This window comes from Streptomyces purpurogeneiscleroticus (assembly GCF_020024005.1).
GTDB classification, from domain to species: Bacteria; Actinomycetota; Actinomycetes; order Streptomycetales; family Streptomycetaceae; genus Streptomyces; species Streptomyces purpurogeneiscleroticus.
Window position 1 is genome coordinate 21756 of record NZ_NHSG01000176.1, and the last position, 18941, is coordinate 40696.

Sequence of the window (18941 nt, forward strand, 5' to 3'; positions counted from 1 at the left end):
AACGGCTCGTCGCTTCGCACACCCCGTAGGCTGGCCGACGTGCCCCAGCTTTCCCGTAAGGTCCACGAACTCACCGTCGGCCAGCTCTCGGCGCGCAGTGGCGCCGCCGTCTCCGCCCTGCACTTCTACGAGTCCAAGGGGCTGATCAGCAGCACCAGAACGGCGGGCAACCAGCGCCGGTTCACCCGTGACGCGCTGCGCCGCGTCGCCTTCGTCCGGGCGGCGCAGCGCGTCGGCATCCCGCTCGCGGTGATCCGTGACGCGCTCGCCGAGCTGCCGGAGGAGCGCACGCCCAACCGCGCCGACTGGGCCCGGCTCTCCGAAGCCTGGCGCAGCGAGCTGGACGAGCGCATCAACCAGCTGCAGGAGCTGCGCGACAGGCTGACCGACTGCATCGGCTGCGGCTGCCTCTCCCTGGAGAAGTGCGCGCTCTCCAACCCGTACGACGAGCTCGGCGAGCAGGGGACGGGCGCGCGGCGGCTGCGCGTGGACCGTGCGGCGGGGGACGGGCGGAGCACGCCCGGACCTACCCGGTGAACAGCTGCGTCATCTTGAGCGTCAGCTCGTACAGCCCGTAGGCGAAGGGCAGTCCGACCCACAGCCAGACGAGGACGAGCAGGGCGGTGCGGCGGCCGGTCACCGGGCGGCTCCTTCTTCCTGTGCTTCCCGGTGCTCCGGCACCGGTTCGTGGTGGCGGGGATGCACCGGCCGGACCAGCTCGTTGGCGACGAAGCCGATGACCAGCAGGCCGATCATGATGAAGAACGACGTGGTGTAGAGGTCGGGGCCGCTGCGCCCGGCGGCGTGCTGGGAGTCCGCGATGGCGTTGACGATCAGCGGGCCGAGGACGCCGGCGGTGGACCAGGCGGTGAGCAGCCGCCCGTGGATCGCGCCGACCTGGTACGTGCCGAAGAGGTCCTTCAAGTACGCGGGGACCGTGGAGAAACCGCCGCCGTAGAAGGACAGGATGACGACCGCGCAGCCGACGAAGAGCGGCTTGGACGTGTCGCCGGTCAGTGCCAGTACGAGATACAGCAGCGCGCCGACGCCGAGGTAGAGCCGGTAGATGTTCTTGCGGCCCACCAGGTCGGAGGTGGTGGACCAGGCGAACCGGCCGAGCATGTTGGCGAGCGAGAGCATGCCGACGAAGCCGGCCGCCGCTGCCGCGCTCACGGGCGTCGCGGTGTCCGCGAAGAAGTCCGCGATCATCGGCGCGGCCTTCTCCAGGATGCCGATGCCGGCCGTGACGTTCATGCAGAGGACGACCCACAGGCACCAGAACTGCGGGGTGCGCAGCGCGTTGCGGGCGGAGACCTGGGCGGTGGTGACCAGGGGGCGCCGGGCGGTCCGGGCGGGCGCGGCTCCCGGGGGCCGCCAGTCGTCCGGGGGTACGCGGACCAGCAGCACGCCCAGCGACATGAAGACCGCGTACACCAGGCCCATCACGAGGAAGGTCCGCGCAATGCCGGAGGAGTCGGCGCCGAGCGCGTCCAGCAGCCCGCTGGACCAGGGAGAGGCGATCAGCGCGCCGCCGCCGAAGCCCATGATGGCGATGCCGGTGGCCATGCCGGGGCGGTCCGGGAACCACTTGATCAGTGTGGAGACGGGGGAGATGTAGCCGATGCCCAGGCCGATGCCGCCGATGAAGCCGTAGCCGAGCACGACCAGCCAGTACTGGCGGGTGGCGGCGCCGAGCGCGGCGACCAGGAAGCCGGAGCAGAAGCAGAGGGTGGAGACGAGCATGGCCCAGCGCGGGCCGCGCCGTTCGACGAGCGTGCCGCCGAACGCCGCCGACAGGCCGAGCATCACGATGGCGAGCTGGAAGGGGAGCGCGGAGGCGGTGCCGGAGAGCCCGAGCGAGGACTCCAGCGGGGGCTTGAACACGCTCCAGGCGTATGCCTGGCCGATGGCGAGGTGGATGGCGAGCGCGGCGGGCGGGACGAGCCAGCGGCTCCAGCCCGGCGGGGCGACGGTGGCGGAACGGGCGAGCGGGAGCATGCACGGGAACGTACAACGTTCATGCACTCGCGGGAAGAGGCCCTCAAGTGCGATGCCGCGGTGCCTCCTGGGCGGTTCGCGGGCGGCGCGGGTCCCCCGTACCGGTGCGTCCGGTCCCACGTCCGCCTGATGCGGCAGGTGCGCGCCCGGCGCCCTGCCGTTTCCCCCTGTGCTGCACCCTGTTGCCGGGTGCTGCCCCGTGCTGCCGCGTGCCGGCCGTGGCTCAGGCCGCGGCGAAGGCCCGGTCGGCGTTGGCGCGCCGGGCGGCGGAGAGCACGGCGGTGGTCAGGACCGCCGACGGGGTGACTACTCCGCATTCCTGACAGACCGGCCCGTTCACCGAGTGCGCCCCGTCCGTGTGCCAGACGAAGCGCCGGCCCCCGCACACCGGGCAGTCCTCGCGCTGCCGGCCCGACTCCATGGCCGCGATCACCCGGCGCAGCACTTCGGCCAGGCGTGCGGTCGGATGCCGGTGCGGTGACTCGCAGGGCACGATGTCGCACCCGCCCCAGGTGCGCAGGTGCCATTCGTGCAGGGCGCCCGGCTGCCGGATGCCCTCGTGCTTCTCACGCCGCCTCCGGGCGGCGAAGTCCTCTTCATAAGCGAGCCAGAGGTTGCGTGCCTCCTCCAGTTCCGCCAGGGCGGCCATGAGCCTGCCCGGGTCAGGGTTGCGGTCCTGCGTCCCGATGCCTGCGCGGGTGCACAAGTGATGCCAGGTCGCCCGGTGCCCGTACGGGGCGAACCGTTCGAGGCACTTGCGCAGCGCCGTCCGCCGCTGGGTCGCGACGAGCCCGGGGTTGCGGACCTGCTCGGCGAGAGCTCTGAAACCGGCCAATTCATCCCACCTCCGTGGGGAGGAACCCGACTGGACATGGAATGGACGTAACGGAACGGCATCCGGATCCATCGAACTGCCGTGCGAGAAAGGGGTGTTACCTGGGGTGTAGAGGTGGTGCGTGGGAGAAGTGAGGGTTGAACGAAAGTTGACTGTTGTTCATCTTCCGCCGTGGATTTACCGACGGTAACGTCCAGCGCACCCGCCTCCCAAGGAGCAGGAATGCGACGACGTACCGGAGGACGCGCCGCTGCCGCCGTGGCAGCGGTGTGCGCCCTGGGGGCCAGCGCCCTGGCACCCCTCCCCGCCGCGGCGGCCACCGCGGACCCGCCACCCGTCACCGACCACTGCCGGGGCCAGTGCGCCGACATCCTGCCGCCCGGCGAGAACGGCAACGCCACCCTCGCCGAGATCCTCGGCAACAAGCTCTTCGGCACCCGCCCCGCGCACGCCTCCGACCAGCTCGGCCCGTACAACGATCTGAACGGCGGCCACCAGTCGCTCACCGACGACACCCTGAAGAACTTCTTCAACGACGCCTCCTTCGGCGTCCCCGAGGGCCAGGTCGGCAAGGTCACCCGGCCGCGCGACGACGTCACGATCACCCGTGACAAGAAGACGGGCGTGCCGCACATCAAGGGCACGACCCGCTACGGCACCGAGTACGGCGCGGGCTACGCCGCGGCTCAGGACCGGCTGTGGCTGATGGACCTCTTCCGGCACATCGGCCGCGGCGAGCTGACCTCCTTCGCCGGCGGCGCGCTCGCCAACCAGGGCCTGGAGCAGGAGTTCTGGCCCAAGGCCCCGTACACCGAGCAGGACCTGAAGGACCAGGTCGAGGCCATCCGCGAGAACAACGGGCCGCGTGGCGAGCAGGCCATGGCGGACGCCCAGGCGTACGTCGACGGCATCAACGCCTACCGCGAGAAGTCCAAGAAGGGCCGCTACTTCCCCGGCGAGTACGTGCTGACCGGGCACGTGAACGCCGTCACCAACGCCGGGGAGATCAAGCCCTTCCAGCTCACCGACCTGATCGCCCTCGCGTCCGTCGTCGGCGGGCTGTTCGGCAACGGGGGCGGCGGCGAGGTACCGCAGGCGCTCGCGCTACTGCAGGCGCAGCAGAAGTACGGCGTCGAGAAGGGCACCGAGGTCTGGGAGTCCTTCCGCGAACGCAACGACCCCGAGGCCGCGCTGACACTCCACGACGGCCAGTCCTTCCCGTACGCGGTCAAGCCGGAGAACGCCAAGGGCACGGCGCTGCCCGACCGGGGCTCGGTCACGCCCGAACCCCTGGTGTACGACCGGAAGGGCGCGGCCACCGCCAAGAGCGACCCGCCGCAGGCCGACGTGCGGACCCCGAAGAAGCTCAAGCCCCTGGAAGGCGTCTTCAAGGACGGCGTGCTCCCGAAGGGCAGCTTCGACGCCACCCGGCACCGCGGCATGTCCAACGCCCTGCTGGTCTCCGGGAAACACACCGCGAGCGGCCACCCGGTCGCCGTCTTCGGGCCGCAGACCGGCTACTTCGCCCCGCAGCTGCTGATGCTCCAGGAGATCCAGGGGCCGGGCATCAGCGCCCGCGGCGCGTCCTTCGCGGGCGTCGGGATGTACGTCCAGCTCGGCCGCGGCCAGGACTACGCGTGGAGCGCCACCTCCGCGAGCCAGGACATCACCGACACCTACGCGATCGAGCTGTGCAACGCCGACGGGTCCGAGCCCACGAAGGACTCCACGTCCTACCGCAAGGACGGCCGGTGCGTGCCCATGGAGAAGCTGGAGCGCACCAACTCCTGGAAGCCGACCGTCGCCGACCCCACGGCCGCCGGCTCGTACCGTATGCAGGTCTATCGGACCGACTACGGCGTCGTGACGCACCGCGCGACCCTCAAGGGCAAGCCCGTCGCCTACACCGCGCAGCGCTCCACCTACCGCCACGAGGCCGACTCCATCATCGGCTTCCAGATGTTCAACGACCCGTCCTACGTCAAGGACGCCAAGTCCTTCCAGCGGGCCGCACAGCACATTGGATACGCCTTCAACTGGTTCTACGCCGACTCCGAGGACATCGCGTACTACAACAGCGGCCTCAACCCCGTCCGCAACCCGGACGTCGACCCGTCCCTCCCGGTCCGCGCGGAGAAGGCGTACGAGTGGAAGGACTGGGACCCGAAGACCAACACCTCCGCGTACACCCCGCCCGAGGAGCACCCGCGGTCGGTCGGCCAGGACTACTACATCTCCTGGAACAACAAGCAGGCCAGGGAGTACGACTCGGCCGGCTTCGGCAACGGCTCCGTGCACCGCGGCAATCTCCTCGACGACCGGGTGAAGGAGCTCGTACGGGACGGTGGCGTCACCCGCGCCTCCCTGACCCGCGCGATGAGCGAGGCCGCCGTCACCGACCTGCGCGGCGAGGACGTGCTGCCGGAGCTGCTCAAGGTGCTGCGCTCGGCGCCGGTCGACGACCCGCAGGTCAGGACCGCGGTGCAGCAGCTCGACGCCTGGCGTAAGGACGGCGCGCAGCGCCGTGAGACCAGCCCGGGATCGAAGACGTACGCCCACTCCGACGCCGTACGGATCATGGACGCCTGGTGGCCCCTGATGATCGAGAAGGTGTTCGCGCCGGGCCTCGGGGACGGCCTCTACGACGCGCTCAAGGCCAACCTCGCCATCGACGAGTCGCCCTCGGCCGGGCACGGGCCGACCGGCAGCCACGCCGGCTCCGCCTTCCAGTACGGCTGGTGGTCCTACGCCGACAAGGACCTGCGCGCGGTGCTCGGCGAGAAGGTCCGCGGCGGCCTGGCCGAGCAGTACTGCGGCAAGGGCGACGTGGACGCGTGCCGCGGCACGCTCGTCAGCACGCTGCGCGAGGCGGCCGCGAAGACCGCCGAGCAGGTCTACCCGGGCGATGACGCCTGCAAGGCCGGTGACCAGTGGTGCGCGGACGCCATCATCCAGCGCGCGGTCGGCGGCCTCACGCACGACCCGATCGGCTGGCAGAACCGGCCCACCTATCAGCAGGTGGTGGAGTTCCCGAGCCACCGCTAGGCGGCCCGGGGAAGCGGTGCGGTGCGCGGAGCTGTGGGGGCTTCGCGCACCGCACTTTGCGCTCTGTCCTGTCAGGCGCGGCCGATCCGGCCCGCCTCCAGGACCACCCGGGCCAGCTCCGGGTGGCAGATGTCGCTGTGCGCGCCGGCCGGCGGCGCGCCGCGCCGGACCACGGCGGCGGCGTCCACGTTCACGCACCCCGGCGACGTCGGCAGCTCTTCGCCCAGCCGGATCCGCCGCGTCCCGTCCACGCCCTGGATGCCGTTGAACCCGTTCGCGCCCCACCGGTCGAACACGCCGAGGAAACTGGCGGAGTCCCCGGCCAGCTTCGAGGCCAGCGGGTAGAACGTGCCCAGCGCGTCGTCGTGCCGGGAGTAGCAGCACACCAGCGGGCCGTCGATCCGCTCCTGCGCGCCGTCCAGCGTCCCGGCGCGCGCCCGGTCGTGCGGCAGCTCCGCGCAGAACGCGTAGTGCGAGAAGGCCCCTTGCAGCAGCGTCACCGACTTCACGTGCCGCGCGTTTGGCGGCATCCCGCGCAGCGCGTACGAGACCAGCCGGGCGCCGAAGGAGTGCCCGGCCAGGTGCACCCGCAGCCCGGCCGGCTCGTCCGCCAGCCGGCCGAGCACCGGGCCCAGCCCCAGCTGGCCGATCGTCCCGGCGCGCCGCTTCATGCCGTAGTACGCGCCCTGCCGGAGCATTTCGTGGGCGCCGTTCCACATCCGGGTCAGCCCGCCGCCGAACAGCGGCCGCTGCTCGGCGTCCACGGCCTCGCCCGGCCACACCGCCACGCCCGCCGACCGCAGCGCCGCCGTGAAGACCTCGCAGACCTCCAGCGGGTCGTCGGTCAGCATGCCGGGCATCCCGTCCCCGCCGTCCGCCGCGAACAGCAGGTCCGGACTGTCCTGCCGGACCGAGACCAGCTCCCGCACCAGCCGCGCGAACTCGTCGAACGCCGAGCGTGCGTCGGGCCGCTCCGACAGCAGCTGCGCGAGCCGCTCCAGCACCATCTCCCGGCCCGGGAACGCCTGCGCCAACTGGTGCCGCAGGGCGTCCTCCAGTACCGGTTCGCCGGCGGCCGCGGCGTGCGCCGCTGCCCGGCCCGGCGGCGAGGGGCCGAAGTCGGGGATCGGCTCGTCGGTGAAGCGCAGCGCCGGCCAGATCACCCCCGCGTACCCCACCCGGGCCCGGCTGCCCGCCAGCAGCTCCGGGAAGGGTTCGAAGAAGCGGGTGTACAGCCGGGTGGCCATCGACCGGTCGTTGTTCCACCCGTGCGCGAGCACCACGAGATCGGTCAGCCGCTCCCGCGCCGCCCCGGCGAGCAGGGCGTCGCGTTGCCGCGGATCGACGTCCCCGTCGGCGTCAAACGTCAGTTCCCAGTACGGCTCCACCCCGACACCCGCCATGACGACCCCCTTCGCTGCCGCTCGTGCAGCGCATCGTCCTGCGCATCGGCCGTTCCCGCCATACGCAGGTCTACGGCGAACGCCGGAGGCCCCCGGGGGTCAGGCCAGCTCGCGCTCCTTGGTCTCCGGCAGCACCAGGACGCACAGCAGGGAGACCACGGCCATCGCCGAGACGTACCAGCCGACGGAGGAGGACCCGAAGGCGGACTGCAGGCGGGTGGCGATCAGCGGGGAGACCGCGCCGCCGAGTACGCCGCCGAGGTTGTAGGCGAGCGAGGCGCCGGAGTAACGGACCTTGGTACCGAACAGCTCGGGCAGGTAGGCGCCCATCGGCCCGTACACCACGCCCATGCAGAACAGGGCGCCGCCCAGGGCGAGGGCCATCAGCACCGGCGACTCGGTGTCCAGCAGCGGGAAGAGGACCAGGCCCCAGACGACGGCGAGTCCGCAGCCGGCCAGGACGAGCTTGCGGCGCCCGGCGCCGTCGGAGCGGGTCGCGGCGAGCCAGGTGCCCGCGGCGAGGAAGAGGCAGGCGACCAGGGACAGGGCCAACATGGTGTTGCGGGAGACACCGAGGGTGCCGGTGGCGTAGGAGAGGCAGTACGTCGTGGCCGTGTAGAAGAGCCCGTACGCGATGATCATGCCGCCCGCGCCGAGCAGCAGCTCGCGCCAGTGACCGCGGATCACGTCCAGCGTGGGGACCTTGCTGGCCTCCTGCGCGTCCATCACCTTCGCGAAGACCGGCGTCTCACTGATCTTCAACCGGACGAACAGACCGACCGCCACCAGCAGGAACGACAGCAGGAACGGGATCCGCCAGCCCCAGGACAGGAACGCCCCGTCGTCCAGCGACGCGGACAGCAGCCAGAAGATGCCGGTCGCGGCGAAGAACCCGACGGACGGGCCCAGTTGGGGGAACGCGGCGTACAGGCCGCGCCGTTTCTTCGGGGCGTGCTCGACCGCGAGCAGCGCCGCGCCGCCCCACTCGCCGCCCAGGCCGATGCCCTGAATGAAGCGGAGCAGGATCAGCAGCAGCGGGGCCCAGATGCCCAGCGTGGCGTAGCCGGGCAGCAGCCCGACGAAGGCCGTGGACAGGCCCATCAGCAGCAGCGAGACGACCAGTACGGACTTGCGGCCCACCCGGTCGCCGAAGTGCCCGAAGACGATCGAGCCGAGCGGCCGCGCCGCGAACGCCACCGCGTAGGTGGAGAAGGAGGCGAGGGTGGCGTTGACCGGGTCCAGGGTCGGGAAGAACGCCTGGTTCAGTACGAGCGCGGCCGCGGTCCCGTAGATGTAGAAGTCGTAGAACTCGATGGCCGTCCCGATGAACGACGCCACGGCCACCCGCCGCAGGCTCTCGGGGCTGCTCTCGCCGCCGGCGGGTCCGGCCGTGGTCTCTTCTGCTGTCGCTTCGCTGTGCACGAGCCGCATGCTCACGGTCGTTGTACTGGGCAGTCAATAGGTGGGACTCGTGGTCTCAACCATTGAGACAGTTTCGTGCGGCTCCGGCCGTCCGGCTCAGTGGTAACGCAGGTAACCGGCGCGCAGCGCACGGAACTTGGCGAGCTCCGCCTGCCAGGCGCCGACGACCTCGTCCGTCCCGGCGCCCGCGTCGATCATCGTGCGCACCTTGTCCGAGCCCGCGAGCCGGTCGATGCCGTTGTCCGGGCGCCAGGCGAACCCCTTCCACACCTTCTTCGCGGTCACCAGCAGCGCGATGCCCGTACGCACCGGATCGAACGCCGCCCGGTCCTGGACGTGCAGCTGCACGCCGCCGATCGTCTTCCCCTGGAACTTGGAGAACGTCGGCGCGAAGTACGCCTCACGGAAGCGGACCCCCGGCAGCCGCTCGGCGTTGACCGTCTCGGCCCACTTCCGGTCGATGCCCTCCGCGCCGAGCAGCTCGAACGGCCGTGTCGTGCCCCGCCCTTCGGAGAGGTTCGTCCCCTCGAAGAGACAGGTGCCGGAGTAGACCAGCGCGGTGTCCGGGGTGGGCATGTTCGGGCTGGGCGGCACCCACGGCAGCCCGGTCGCGTCGAAGAAGTCGGTGCGCCGCCAGCCCTTCATCAGGACCGTGTCCAGCCGTACCGCCTTGCCGGCCGCCGCGGGCACGAACCGCTCGTTGAAGAGCAGCGCCAGCTCCGCCACCGTCATCCCGTGCGCCTGCGCGATCGGCTCCCGGCCGACGAAGGAGGCGTACTTCTTGTCCAGCACGGGGCCGGACGCGTCGCGCCCGGTCACCGGGTTCGGCCTGTCCAGCACGACGAACCGTTTCCCTGCCATCGCCGCCGCCACCATGCAGTCGTACAGCGTCCAGATGTAGGTGTAGAAGCGCGCGCCCACGTCCTGGATGTCGAAGACCACCGTGTCGACCCCCGACTCGGTGAAGATGTCCGCCAGCGCCCGGCCGCTCTTCTGGTACGTGTCGTGCACCGGCAGCCCGGTCGCCGGGTCGGTGGACTTCCCCTCCGAACCGCCCGCCTGCGCCGTGCCGCGGAAGCCGTGCTCGGGCCCGAACACCGCGGTCAGCCGCACGCCCTTGTCCGCGTGCATCACGTCCACGAGGTGCTGTACGTCCTGGGTGACGCCGGTCGGGTTGGTGACCACGCCGACCTTCTGCCCGGACAGCAGCGCGTATCCGTCGGTGGACAGCCGGTCGAAGCCGGTCCGTACCCGGCGCCCGGCGGACGGTGGGGGAGCCGCCGACGCCGTGCCCGGGGCACCGGCGATCGCGCCGGTCATTGCGCCGGTGACCGTCAACAGGGTCCGTCTGGACAGGGCCATGCGCACACCTCCGTGATCGGGGTTCGTGTGCTGTGACGCTAACGCGCGCGAGGCCGCACGGGAACGCGCCGCACGCGGTGCGTCGGACCCTTCCCTTCGCACATACCGACTGGTTAGTCTGCCGTTCGGTCGTGATGCCGGTCGAGCCGAGGGAGACACACGTGGAAGCCGTGCGGGACAAGACCGTGGTGGTCACCGGGGCGGGCGGCGGCATCGGTGCCGCACTCGCGGCCCGCTTCACCGCCGAGGGCGCGCGGGTCGTCGTCAACGACCTGGACAAGGAGAAGGCCGACCGCACCGCCGCCGAACTGGGCGCCATCGCGATCCCCGGCGACGCCTCGGCGATCGTCCCGGCCGCGCGCGAGGCCCTCGGCGGCCGCATCGACATCTTCTGCGCCAACGCGGGCGTGGGCACCGGCGGCGGCCCCGAGGCGCCCGACAGCGACTGGGACTTCGCCTGGGACGTCAACGTCATGGCCCACGTACGGGCCGCGCGCGAGCTGATACCGGAGTGGCTGGAGCGCGGCGGCGGCCGCTTCGTCGCCACCGTCTCGGCCGCCGGCCTGCTCACCATGATCGGCTCCGCGCCGTACAGCGTGACCAAGCACGCCGCGTACGCCTTCGCCGAATGGCTCTCCGCCACCTACCGGCACCGCGGCATCGACGTGCACGCCATCTGCCCCCAGGGCGTACGCACGGACATGCTCAGCAACACCGGGTCCGCCGGCGACCTCGTCCTCACCGCCGGAGCCATCGAGCCCGCCGCGGTCGCCGACGCGCTCTTCGACGCGATCACCGAGAACCGCTTCCTGGTCCTGCCGCACCCGGAGGTCGCCGGTTACTACGCGGCCCGCGCCGCCGACCCCGACCGCTGGCTCGGCGGCATGAACCACCTCCAGCGCAAGCTCGAAGCCGCCGGGGAAGCCGGCGCCTGAGCGGCGCACGAGCACAGCACCGTACGGCGCGGCGGGGACGGCCGCGCCGTACGGCACACCGGAACCGAGTACCGACACCACCGGGACGAGAAGAGAGAAGGGCCGCACGCCGATGACGTCGTACCAGGACATGCCGTGGCTGTCGCAGCTGAACGAGGCACAGCGCGCCCCCGTGCACCCGCACCCCTCCACCCTGCACGCCTTCAAGGAAGCGGTCCGCCGGGTCCCCGACCGGACCGCGCTGGCCTACTTCGACGGCCGGCTGTCCTACGCCGAGACCGACGCGCTCTCCGACGGCATTGCCGCCTACCTGTGCGACCGCGGCTTCCGGCACGGGGACCGTGCCGCGATCATGCTGCAGAACACCCCGCACTTCGTCCTCGCGCTCTTCGGCGTCTGGAAGGCGGGCGGCGTCGTCGTCCCCGTCAACCCCATGTACAAGTCCGGCGAGATGACCCACGTCCTCACCGACGCCGAGGTCACCGCCGTCGTCTGCGCCGACCACACCTGGGACGGCTTCCTGCGCGACACCGCGGCCGCCGCCCCCTCCGTACGCATCGCCCTGACCGCCTGCGAACGGGACCTGCAGACCAGAGACGACGCCCGCGTGCTGCGCGGCGAGCGCCTCGGCCCGCGCGAGGGCGCCGACGACCTGCTGGCCACCGCCCGCGCGCACGAGGGGCGCGGCCCCGCCGCCGACGTCCCCGAGCTCACCGCCGACGACATCGCCTTGATCAGCTACACCTCGGGCACCAGCGGCACGCCGAAGGGCGCCACCAACACCCACGGCAACATCTCCTACAACGCCGAACGCCAGCGCACCGGCCTCGGACTCCCCGACGGCGCCACCTACTTCGCGCTCGCGCCGCTCTTCCACATCACCGGCATGGTCTGCGAACTGGCCTCCTGCGTCACCGGCGGCGGCACCCTGGCGCTCGCGTACCGCTTCGAGGCCGGCGTCGTCCTGGACGCCTTCCTGGAGCACCGCCCGGCCTTCACCGTCGGCCCCTCCACCGCCTTCATGGCCCTGATGGCCCACCCGGACGTCTCCCGCGACCACTTCTCCTCCTTCACCACCCTCTCCTCCGGCGGCGCGCCGCTGCCGCCCGCCCTGGTCGAGAAGTTCCGCGCGGAATTCGGCCCGTACATCCGCAACGGGTACGGCCTCACCGAGTGCACGGCCCCGTGCGCCAGCGTGCCGCCGCAGCTCGAAGCGCCCGTCGACAAGGCATCCGGCACCCTCGCGGTCGGCGTACCGGGCCCCGACACGGTCGTCCGGATCATCGACGACCAGGGCCGGGACGTGCCCTTCGGCGAACACGGCGAGATAGCCGTCCGCGGGCCCCAGGTCGTCCCCGGCTACTGGCGCCGCCCCGACGCCACCGCCGAGGCGATCCCCGACGGCGAGCTGCGCACCGGCGACATCGGCTTCATGGACGCCGACGGCTGGCTGTACGTCGTCGACCGCAAGAAGGACATGATCAATGCGTCCGGCTTCAAGGTCTGGCCGCGCGAGGTCGAGGACGTGCTCTACAGCCACCCCGCCGTGCGCGAGGCCGCCGTCGTCGGCGTGCCGGACGACTACCGCGGTGAGAGCGTCAAGGCGTACGTCAGCCTGCGCTCCGGCGAGGCCCCGGACCCCGCCGAGCTGGCCGCTTACTGCAAGGAACGGCTGGCCGCGTACAAATATCCCCGGGAGGTGGAGGTCCTGCCCGAACTGCCGAAGACGACGAGTGGCAAGATCCTCCGACGGGAGCTGCGCAACCGCGGCTAGCCTCCGGTGAACGAGCACGTCAGTACGGAGAAGGACAGGTGAGGGCGATGGCCGGCACGACGGACGGGAGCACGAAGCCCGTGGCACAGCGGCTGCTGGCCACCGCCACCCGGCTCTTCGCCGAGCAGGGGTACGACCGGACCTCGGTCCAGGAGATCGTCGAGGCGGCGGGCGTCACCAAGGGCGCGCTGTACCACTACTTCGGTTCCAAGGACGATCTTCTGCACGAGGTCTACGGGCGGGTGCTCCGCCTCCAGCAGGAGCGCCTGGACCGGTTCGCGGGCGCCGACGCGCCGGTGGAGCAGCGGCTGCGGGACGCCGCCGCGGACGTCGTGGTCACCACGATCGAGAACCTCGACGACACGAAGATCTTCTTCCGCTCCATGCACCAGCTCTCGCCGGAGAAGGACAAGCAGGTACGCGCCGAGCGCCGCCGCTACCACGAGCGCTTCCGCGCGCTCATCGAAGAGGGCCAGCACGCCGGCGTCTTCACCACCGAGGTCCCCGCCGACCTGATCGTCGACTACCACTTCGGCTCGGTCCACCACCTCGGCACGTGGTACCGCGAGGGCGGCCCGCTGACGCCGCGGGAGGTCGCGGATCACCTGGCGGACCTGCTGCTGCGGGCGCTGCGGCCGTAACGGCAAGGGGAAGCGCCCCCACGTTCGCCGTGGGGGCGCTTCCGTATGGGTCACACGTACTTCTTGATCTCCCGCCGTGCCAGCGACCGCTGGTGCACCTCGTCCGGGCCGTCCGCCAGGCGGAGCGTCCGCGCGCCGGCCCACAGTTCGGCGAGCGGGAAGTCCTGGCTGACGCCGCCCGCGCCGTGCAGCTGGACCGCCTGGTCGATGATGTCCACGACCGTGCGCGGCGTGGCGATCTTGATGGACTGGATCTCCGTGTGCGCGCCCTTGTTGCCGACGGTGTCCATCAGCCACGCGGTCTTCAGGACGAGCAGCCGCAGCTGCTCGACGGCGACCCGCGCGTCCGCGATCCACTCCTGGACGACGCCCTGCTGGGCGAGCGGCTTGCCGAAGGCCGTACGCGCCACCGCCCGCTTGCACATCAGCTCGATCGCCCGCTCGGCCATGCCGATCAGCCGCATGCAGTGGTGGATCCGGCCGGGGCCGAGGCGGGCCTGGGCGATGCCGAAGCCGCCGCCCTCCTCGCCGATGAGGTTCGCGGCCGGGACGCGTACATTCTCGAAGAGCACCTCGGCGTGGCCGCCGTGGTAGTGGTCCTCGTACCCGTAGACCTGCATCGCGCGCTTGACCGTCAGGCCAGGCGTGTCGCGCGGGACGAGGACCATCGACTGCTGGCGGCGGATGTCCTCGCCGTCCGGGTCGGTCTTGCCCATCACGATGAAGATCTGGCACAGCGGGTTCATCGCGCCGGAGATGTACCACTTGCGGCCGTTGATGACGTACTCGTCGCCGTCCCGCGCGATGTGCGTCTCGATGTTGGTGGCGTCGGACGAGGCCACGTCCGGCTCGGTCATCGCGAACGCGGAGCGGATCTCGCCCGCCAGCAGCGGCTGCAGCCACTGCTTCTGCTGCTGCTCGTTGCCGAACTGGGCGAGTACTTCCATGTTGCCGGTGTCCGGTGCCGCACAGTTCAGCGCGGTCGGCGCGAGCTGCGGGCTGCGGCCGGTGATCTCGGCGAGGGGCGCGTACTGGAGGTTGGTGAGCCCGGCACCGTGCTTCGCATCCGGCAGGAACAGGTTCCACAGCCCCTGCTTGCGGGCCTCCGCCTTCAGCTCCTCCACGATCGCCGGGGTGTCCCAGGGCGAGGCGAGCGCGGCCCGCTGCTCGTGCGCGATCTGCTCGGCGGGGTAGACGTGCTCGTCCATGAACGCGAGCAGTTTCTCGCGCAGCTCCTGCGTGCGGGCGTCGAATGCGAAGTCCATGAGCGTGCTCAGCCTTCCTTCACGGGGGACAGGGTGGAAAGAGTGCGGCGGCCGTTCTCGATGAAGCGCGGCACGACCTCGCCGATCCGGTCGAAGCCGGCGCCGACGGTCTGCCCGAGCGTGTAGCGGTAGTGGATGCCCTCGAGGATCACCGCGAGCTTGAAGTACGCGAACGCGGTGTACCAGGCGACCTGCGAGACATCGCGCCCGGACCCGGCCGCGTACCGCTCGATGAGTTCGCCCGGCTCGGGGTGTCCGGGGGCGCTGCGCGTCGTGGTGACGGGCGAGTCGGGGGACTCCTCCTGCTCGCTGTACATGGCCAGCAGGCCCAGGTCGGTGAGCGGGTCGCCGAGCGTGGACATCTCCCAGTCCAGTACCGCGGCGATCCGGTCGTCCGCGCCGACCAGGACGTTGTCCAGGCGGTAGTCGCCGTGCACGATCGCGGGCGCGGGGGAGTCGGGCAGCTTCCTGCCGAGCGCCTCGTGGAGTTCGTCGATGCCGGGCAGGTCCCGGTTCCGGGACGCGGCGAGCTGCTTGCCCCAGCGGCGCAGCTGCCGCTCCAGGAAGCCGTCGGGCCGCCCGAAGCCGCCCAGGCCCACCGACTCCGGGTCGACGGCGTGCAGGTCGACGAGGGTGTCGACGAGGCGGAGGACGATGTCGCGGGTGCGCTCGGGGCCGAGCGGCCGCAGCTGCTCGGCCGTACGGTACGGAGTGCCGTCCACGAGCTCCATCACGTAGAACGGCGCCCCGATGACCTCCTCGTCCTGGCAGAGCGCGAACGTTTCCGGCACCGGCACCCGGGTATCGTGCAGCGCGCTGATGACGCGGTGCTCGCGGGCCATGTCGTGCGCGGTGGCCAGGACGTGGCCGAGCGGCGGGCGGCGGACGACCCAGCGCCCCGTGCCGTCGGTGACGCGGTAGGTGAGGTTGGACCGGCCGCCCTGCACCAGCTCGGCGCTCAGCGGGCCCGCCACCAGGCCCGGGCACTCCCGGTCCAGATGGGCGCGGAGCCGCCCCAGGTCGAGGCCGGGCGGGTTGTCCTTGCTCATCGTGCGCCTCCGTGTGCTGACCGGTGGAGTGGGACCGTCCACGATCATGCCGACTAGTCGGTATGGCGTCCAGAGGGCGGAGTGGACCGGTTGGGGACGAGGGGTGTTCCGCGCGTCACACAGGGGCGCGATCGCCTCGCGCCCGGCCCGGCCCCTACAGCACGATCCCCGCGCCCAGCCCCACCAGTACCAGCGTGCAGGCCGTTGCCAGCAGGGCCGTGCGGGCGGTCATCGTGCGCGGCGGGCCCGCCGACGGGGGCGCGGCCAGGGTGCGCATCCGGATGTGCGCCGCAGTGAGGAAGACCAGACCCGCGAGGACCAGCAGGGCGACGAGGACGACCTCCGTCCCGGTGGGTTCGAGGGTGAGCAGCACCTGCCGCCAGGCCAGTACCACGACCACCGCGCAGGACAGCGTCGTACGCCGCCACGCCATCCGGGTCCGCTCGGGCTGCAGCCCCGGATCCCGGGTGTGGCTCGCACCCTCTTCCGTGCCGCCCGTCATCAGCGGGTCCAGCCCAGCAGTACGACCACCGCGATGGCCACCGCCAGCAGGCCGACGCCCGCGCCCAGCAGGGACGGGAAGCGGGAGGCCGGCAGGTCCTCGCCGCGCCGCATCGCCCGCTCGCAGCGCACCCAGTGGCTGACCGAGCGCAGGGCGCACAGCGCGCCGCCCGCGAGCAGCGCCACAGTGAAGACCGTGCGCACCGTCTGGTGCAGCGACGGCAGGAACTGGTCGACCGCGAAGCCGCCGCCGATCAGCGCGAACGCCGTGCGCAGCCACGCCAGGAACGTGCGCTCGTTGGCGAGCGAGAAGCGGTAGTCGGGGGTGGATCCCTCGTTGCGGATCCGCGCGGGCGCGAACCACAGGCGCAGGTCGGCGGCGAGCGCCCGCATCCGGTCCGTGAAGATCATGTTTCGCACCTTATCCGGCGGCCGGCCGTCCGGCGGCCTCCCAGTCCCGCAGCCGCCGGAACGCCTCCAGGCCGTCCGGCACCCACTGCCATTCGGGCAGCCGGCGCTCCAGTTCCTCGTCCGTGAGGAACGTGTGCCATGCGACCTCCTCCGCCTGCGGGTTCACCGGCAGCGTGCAGCGCACCTCGTAGAGCGCCGACCACCACGTGTGCTCCGGTGTCTCGTAGAGGAACCGGAACAGTGGTACGGGGCGGGGGAGCCCGGAGACGCCGAGCTCCTCCTCGGCCTCGCGCAGCGCCGCCTCGTCGTACGACTCGCCCGCTCCCACCACGCCGCCGACCCACATGTCGTAGTGCGAGGGGAAGATCAGCTTCTGCGCCGTGCGGCGGTGTACGAAGATACGGTCCTGCTCGTCGCGGACCAGGATGAAGGTGGAGCGGTGCCGCAGCCGGCGGGCGTACGCCTCGCCGCGCGGGGCCTGCCCCACGACCTGATCGTTCTCGTCCACGATGTCGAGGAGTTCGTCCGCGCTGAGCGGCTGCTGATCAGTCATGGGGCCATGCAATCAGACGCCCCCTGCGGTCATCACGCGCCGCGGGTCACTGGCCCATGACGTACTTCACCGTCGGCCCCGTGGTCCAGCCGCCGTCCACCGCCAGTTCGGCGCCGGTCACGTACGACGCGGCGTCGGAGAGCAGGTACACCACCGCGCTCGCGATCTCGTGCGGCTCGCCGACCCGGCCCATCGGGGTGTTGGGGTAGTTGCCCTCGCCCTTCTGGATGCCGACGCCGGCCGTCATCGGGGTGTAGGTCATGCCCGGGTGGACGGAGTTGACGCGGATGCGGTCCGTACCCAGCTCCACGGCGGCCACCTTCGAGAGGCCGCGCACGCCCCACTTGGACGCGCCGTAGCCGCCGGTCATGGCCAGGCCCATCAGGCCGGCCGCCGAGGAGATGTTCACGATGGAGCCCGCGCCGCGCTGCCGCATCAGGGGGATGACCGTCTTCATGCCGATGAAGACGCCGGTGAGATTGACGTCGAGCACCTTGCGGAAGAAGTCGACCGAGAGGGTCTCCAGCGGCTGGCCGGTGGATATGCCCGCGTTGTTGACCAGCCCGTCGAGGCCGCCGAACTCCGCGACCGCGAAGTCCGCCACGCGCTGCCAGTCCTCCTCGGACGTCACGTCGTGAGTGCGGAAGCGGGTCCGGTCGCCCAGCGCCGCCGCGGTCGCCTCGCCGTCCTCCGCCAGGACATCGGTGAGCACGACGTTCGCGCCGGCGTCGACGGCCTGCTTCGCGGCCTCGGCGCCCAGCCCGCGCGCGCCGCCGGTGATGAGAATGGTCTTGCCGGTCAGATCGGTCATCGTGCACTCCTGGGTCGGGGAGCGGGGCGTCCCCGCTCCGGTGCGGGGGCGCGCAGCAGCGCCACCGTGGTCGTGACGAGGTCGGCGAGGAACACGGCCTCGGTGGTGAGCGGGCGGGTGCCGTCGAGGTACTGCCGGGCCCGGTCGGCCAGCGCCGCGCCGATCAGCGTCAGCGCGAGGTCCGTGCGCTCCAGCCGGATCGCCTCGGGCAGCCCGTCGGCCGCGAGGGAGGTTTCGATCCGCTCGATCAGCTGCCAGTAGGCGGTGCCCGCGAGCGTCGGGTGCGGCGTCCGCGTACGGATGCCGCTCTCGTGGCTGAGCTGCGCGGAGATCCGCAGGCAGCGCAGCCCCCGTACGTCGGTCAGCTGCGTCGCCTCTGCCGTGACGAGCGCCTCGATCAGCTCCTCGAGGGACGGCTCGGGCAGTGCCTCCAGGAGGGGCGCGAGCGCCGCTTCCGTACGGGCCAGCCGGCCGGCCATCACCGCGTCCAGCAGGCCCGCGCGGGAGCCGAAGTGGTACTGCACCGCCGAGGGGTTGCTCTGGCCGGCCAGCCGCACGATGTCGCGGGTCTGCGCGCCGTCGACGCCCTGCGCCGCGAAGATCTCCTCCGCGGCGCGGATCAGCTTTTCCCGGGTCTCCGACCCTGACGTCCTCGCCATGGCGCCATATTAATGCTGGGCATTATTAAAAGCCACGCTTTTTCGTGACGGATGCGTCACCGGTCCTTCGTGATCTCCGAACGGGCCGTGCTGGTGGGGGCGTTGGCGGCGTTCGGTTCGCCGGACGGGGGTTGACGGGAACCACTGGTGCCGCTTTGCTGTCTGTGATCACCCCGTGTCGATCCGTTCATCGAACCTGCACATGCCTGCCCCTGTGCGGGGCACCGGAGGGAAGAGCGCCGTGGAGAGACCCCTGGTATGACTCCACCGCCCCCAC

At 71.5% G+C, this 18941-nt stretch carries 18 protein-coding genes; 5 read left to right on the plus strand and 13 right to left on the minus strand.

The window, feature by feature from the left end:
* The first annotated feature begins 39 nt into the window (after positions 1-39).
* Positions 40-537 (plus strand): redox-sensitive transcriptional activator SoxR, encoded by a 498-nt coding sequence (soxR, locus tag CCS38_RS10775; protein ID WP_223733000.1) that lies wholly within the window; start codon positions 40-42, stop codon positions 535-537.
* Here the strand turns inward: soxR and CCS38_RS35840 are convergent.
* The 3 genes from CCS38_RS35840 to CCS38_RS10785 all read right to left on the minus strand — a co-directional run bounded on the left by CCS38_RS35840 (position 527) and on the right by CCS38_RS10785 (position 2833).
* Complete coding sequence (locus CCS38_RS35840) at positions 527-640, minus strand: MFS transporter small subunit (RefSeq protein WP_417828981.1); 114 nt, start codon at positions 638-640, stop codon at positions 527-529. The genes soxR and CCS38_RS35840 overlap by 11 nt on opposite strands.
* On the minus strand, positions 637-1998 hold the full coding sequence (locus CCS38_RS10780) for an L-lactate MFS transporter (RefSeq protein ID WP_223733001.1): 1362 nt from the start codon (positions 1996-1998) through the stop codon (positions 637-639). Before CCS38_RS10780 ends, CCS38_RS35840 begins: the two co-directional genes overlap by 4 nt.
* Before the next feature lie 223 nt (positions 1999-2221).
* Positions 2222-2833 carry a hypothetical protein gene (locus tag CCS38_RS10785; RefSeq protein WP_223733002.1) on the minus strand — a complete coding sequence of 204 codons (612 nt, stop codon included), beginning with the start codon at positions 2831-2833 and terminating at the stop codon, positions 2222-2224.
* A gap of 222 nt (positions 2834-3055) precedes the next feature.
* Here CCS38_RS10785 and CCS38_RS10790 point away from each other — a divergent pair, with 222 nt between their 5' ends.
* Positions 3056-5878, plus strand: coding sequence for a penicillin acylase family protein (locus CCS38_RS10790; RefSeq protein ID WP_223733003.1), 2823 nt, complete (start codon positions 3056-3058; stop codon positions 5876-5878).
* A gap of 71 nt (positions 5879-5949) precedes the next feature.
* Here the strand turns inward: CCS38_RS10790 and CCS38_RS10795 are convergent, their stop codons facing one another.
* From CCS38_RS10795 to CCS38_RS10805, 3 genes are all read right to left on the minus strand, one after another.
* Entirely contained in the window at positions 5950-7281 is a 1332-nt protein-coding gene (locus tag CCS38_RS10795) for a serine-threonine protein kinase (protein ID WP_223733004.1), read from the minus strand.
* A 99-nt stretch (positions 7282-7380) separates the two neighbouring features.
* The gene (locus CCS38_RS10800; protein WP_223733005.1) at positions 7381-8703 is read right to left on the minus strand and encodes an MFS transporter; all 1323 of its coding nucleotides are present in this window, start codon (positions 8701-8703) and stop codon (positions 7381-7383) included.
* Between the two features lie 96 nt (positions 8704-8799).
* Positions 8800-10065: an exo-beta-N-acetylmuramidase NamZ family protein gene (locus tag CCS38_RS10805; protein WP_223733006.1), complete on the minus strand. Its 1266-nt coding sequence runs from the start codon at positions 10063-10065 to the stop codon at positions 8800-8802.
* A 161-nt stretch (positions 10066-10226) separates the two neighbouring features.
* On the opposite strand from CCS38_RS10805, the gene CCS38_RS10810 reads away from it, so the two are divergent.
* The 3 genes from CCS38_RS10810 to CCS38_RS10820 all read left to right on the plus strand — a co-directional run bounded on the left by CCS38_RS10810 (position 10227) and on the right by CCS38_RS10820 (position 13415).
* Positions 10227-11000 (plus strand): SDR family oxidoreductase, encoded by a 774-nt coding sequence (locus tag CCS38_RS10810; RefSeq protein WP_223733007.1) that lies wholly within the window; start codon positions 10227-10229, stop codon positions 10998-11000.
* 112 nt (positions 11001-11112) lie between these two features.
* The gene (locus tag CCS38_RS10815; RefSeq protein ID WP_223733008.1) at positions 11113-12774 is read left to right on the plus strand and encodes an AMP-binding protein; all 1662 of its coding nucleotides are present in this window, start codon (positions 11113-11115) and stop codon (positions 12772-12774) included.
* Between the two features lie 47 nt (positions 12775-12821).
* A complete protein-coding gene (locus CCS38_RS10820) occupies positions 12822-13415 on the plus strand; it encodes a TetR/AcrR family transcriptional regulator (RefSeq protein ID WP_223733009.1) in 594 nt (197 codons plus the stop codon).
* 50 nt (positions 13416-13465) lie between these two features.
* On the opposite strand, the gene CCS38_RS10825 is transcribed toward CCS38_RS10820, so the two are convergent.
* The 7 genes from CCS38_RS10825 to CCS38_RS10855 all read right to left on the minus strand — a co-directional run bounded on the left by CCS38_RS10825 (position 13466) and on the right by CCS38_RS10855 (position 18664).
* Positions 13466-14680: an acyl-CoA dehydrogenase family protein gene (locus tag CCS38_RS10825; RefSeq protein WP_223733010.1), complete on the minus strand. Its 1215-nt coding sequence runs from the start codon at positions 14678-14680 to the stop codon at positions 13466-13468.
* 8 nt (positions 14681-14688) lie between these two features.
* Complete coding sequence (locus CCS38_RS10830) at positions 14689-15729, minus strand: phosphotransferase family protein (protein WP_223733011.1); 1041 nt, start codon at positions 15727-15729, stop codon at positions 14689-14691.
* Between the two features lie 154 nt (positions 15730-15883).
* Entirely contained in the window at positions 15884-16231 is a 348-nt protein-coding gene (locus tag CCS38_RS10835; RefSeq protein ID WP_223733012.1) for a DUF202 domain-containing protein, read from the minus strand.
* Positions 16231-16641 carry a YidH family protein gene (locus CCS38_RS10840; protein WP_223733013.1) on the minus strand — a complete coding sequence of 137 codons (411 nt, stop codon included), beginning with the start codon at positions 16639-16641 and terminating at the stop codon, positions 16231-16233. Before CCS38_RS10840 ends, CCS38_RS10835 begins: the two co-directional genes overlap by 1 nt.
* Positions 16642-16651: 10 nt before the next feature.
* Entirely contained in the window at positions 16652-17194 is a 543-nt protein-coding gene (locus tag CCS38_RS10845; protein WP_223733014.1) for an NUDIX hydrolase, read from the minus strand.
* A gap of 46 nt (positions 17195-17240) precedes the next feature.
* Entirely contained in the window at positions 17241-18005 is a 765-nt protein-coding gene (locus CCS38_RS10850) for a glucose 1-dehydrogenase (protein WP_223733015.1), read from the minus strand.
* On the minus strand, positions 18002-18664 hold the full coding sequence (locus CCS38_RS10855) for a TetR/AcrR family transcriptional regulator (protein ID WP_223733016.1): 663 nt from the start codon (positions 18662-18664) through the stop codon (positions 18002-18004). Before CCS38_RS10855 ends, CCS38_RS10850 begins: the two co-directional genes overlap by 4 nt.
* Positions 18665-18941 lie beyond the last annotated feature (277 nt).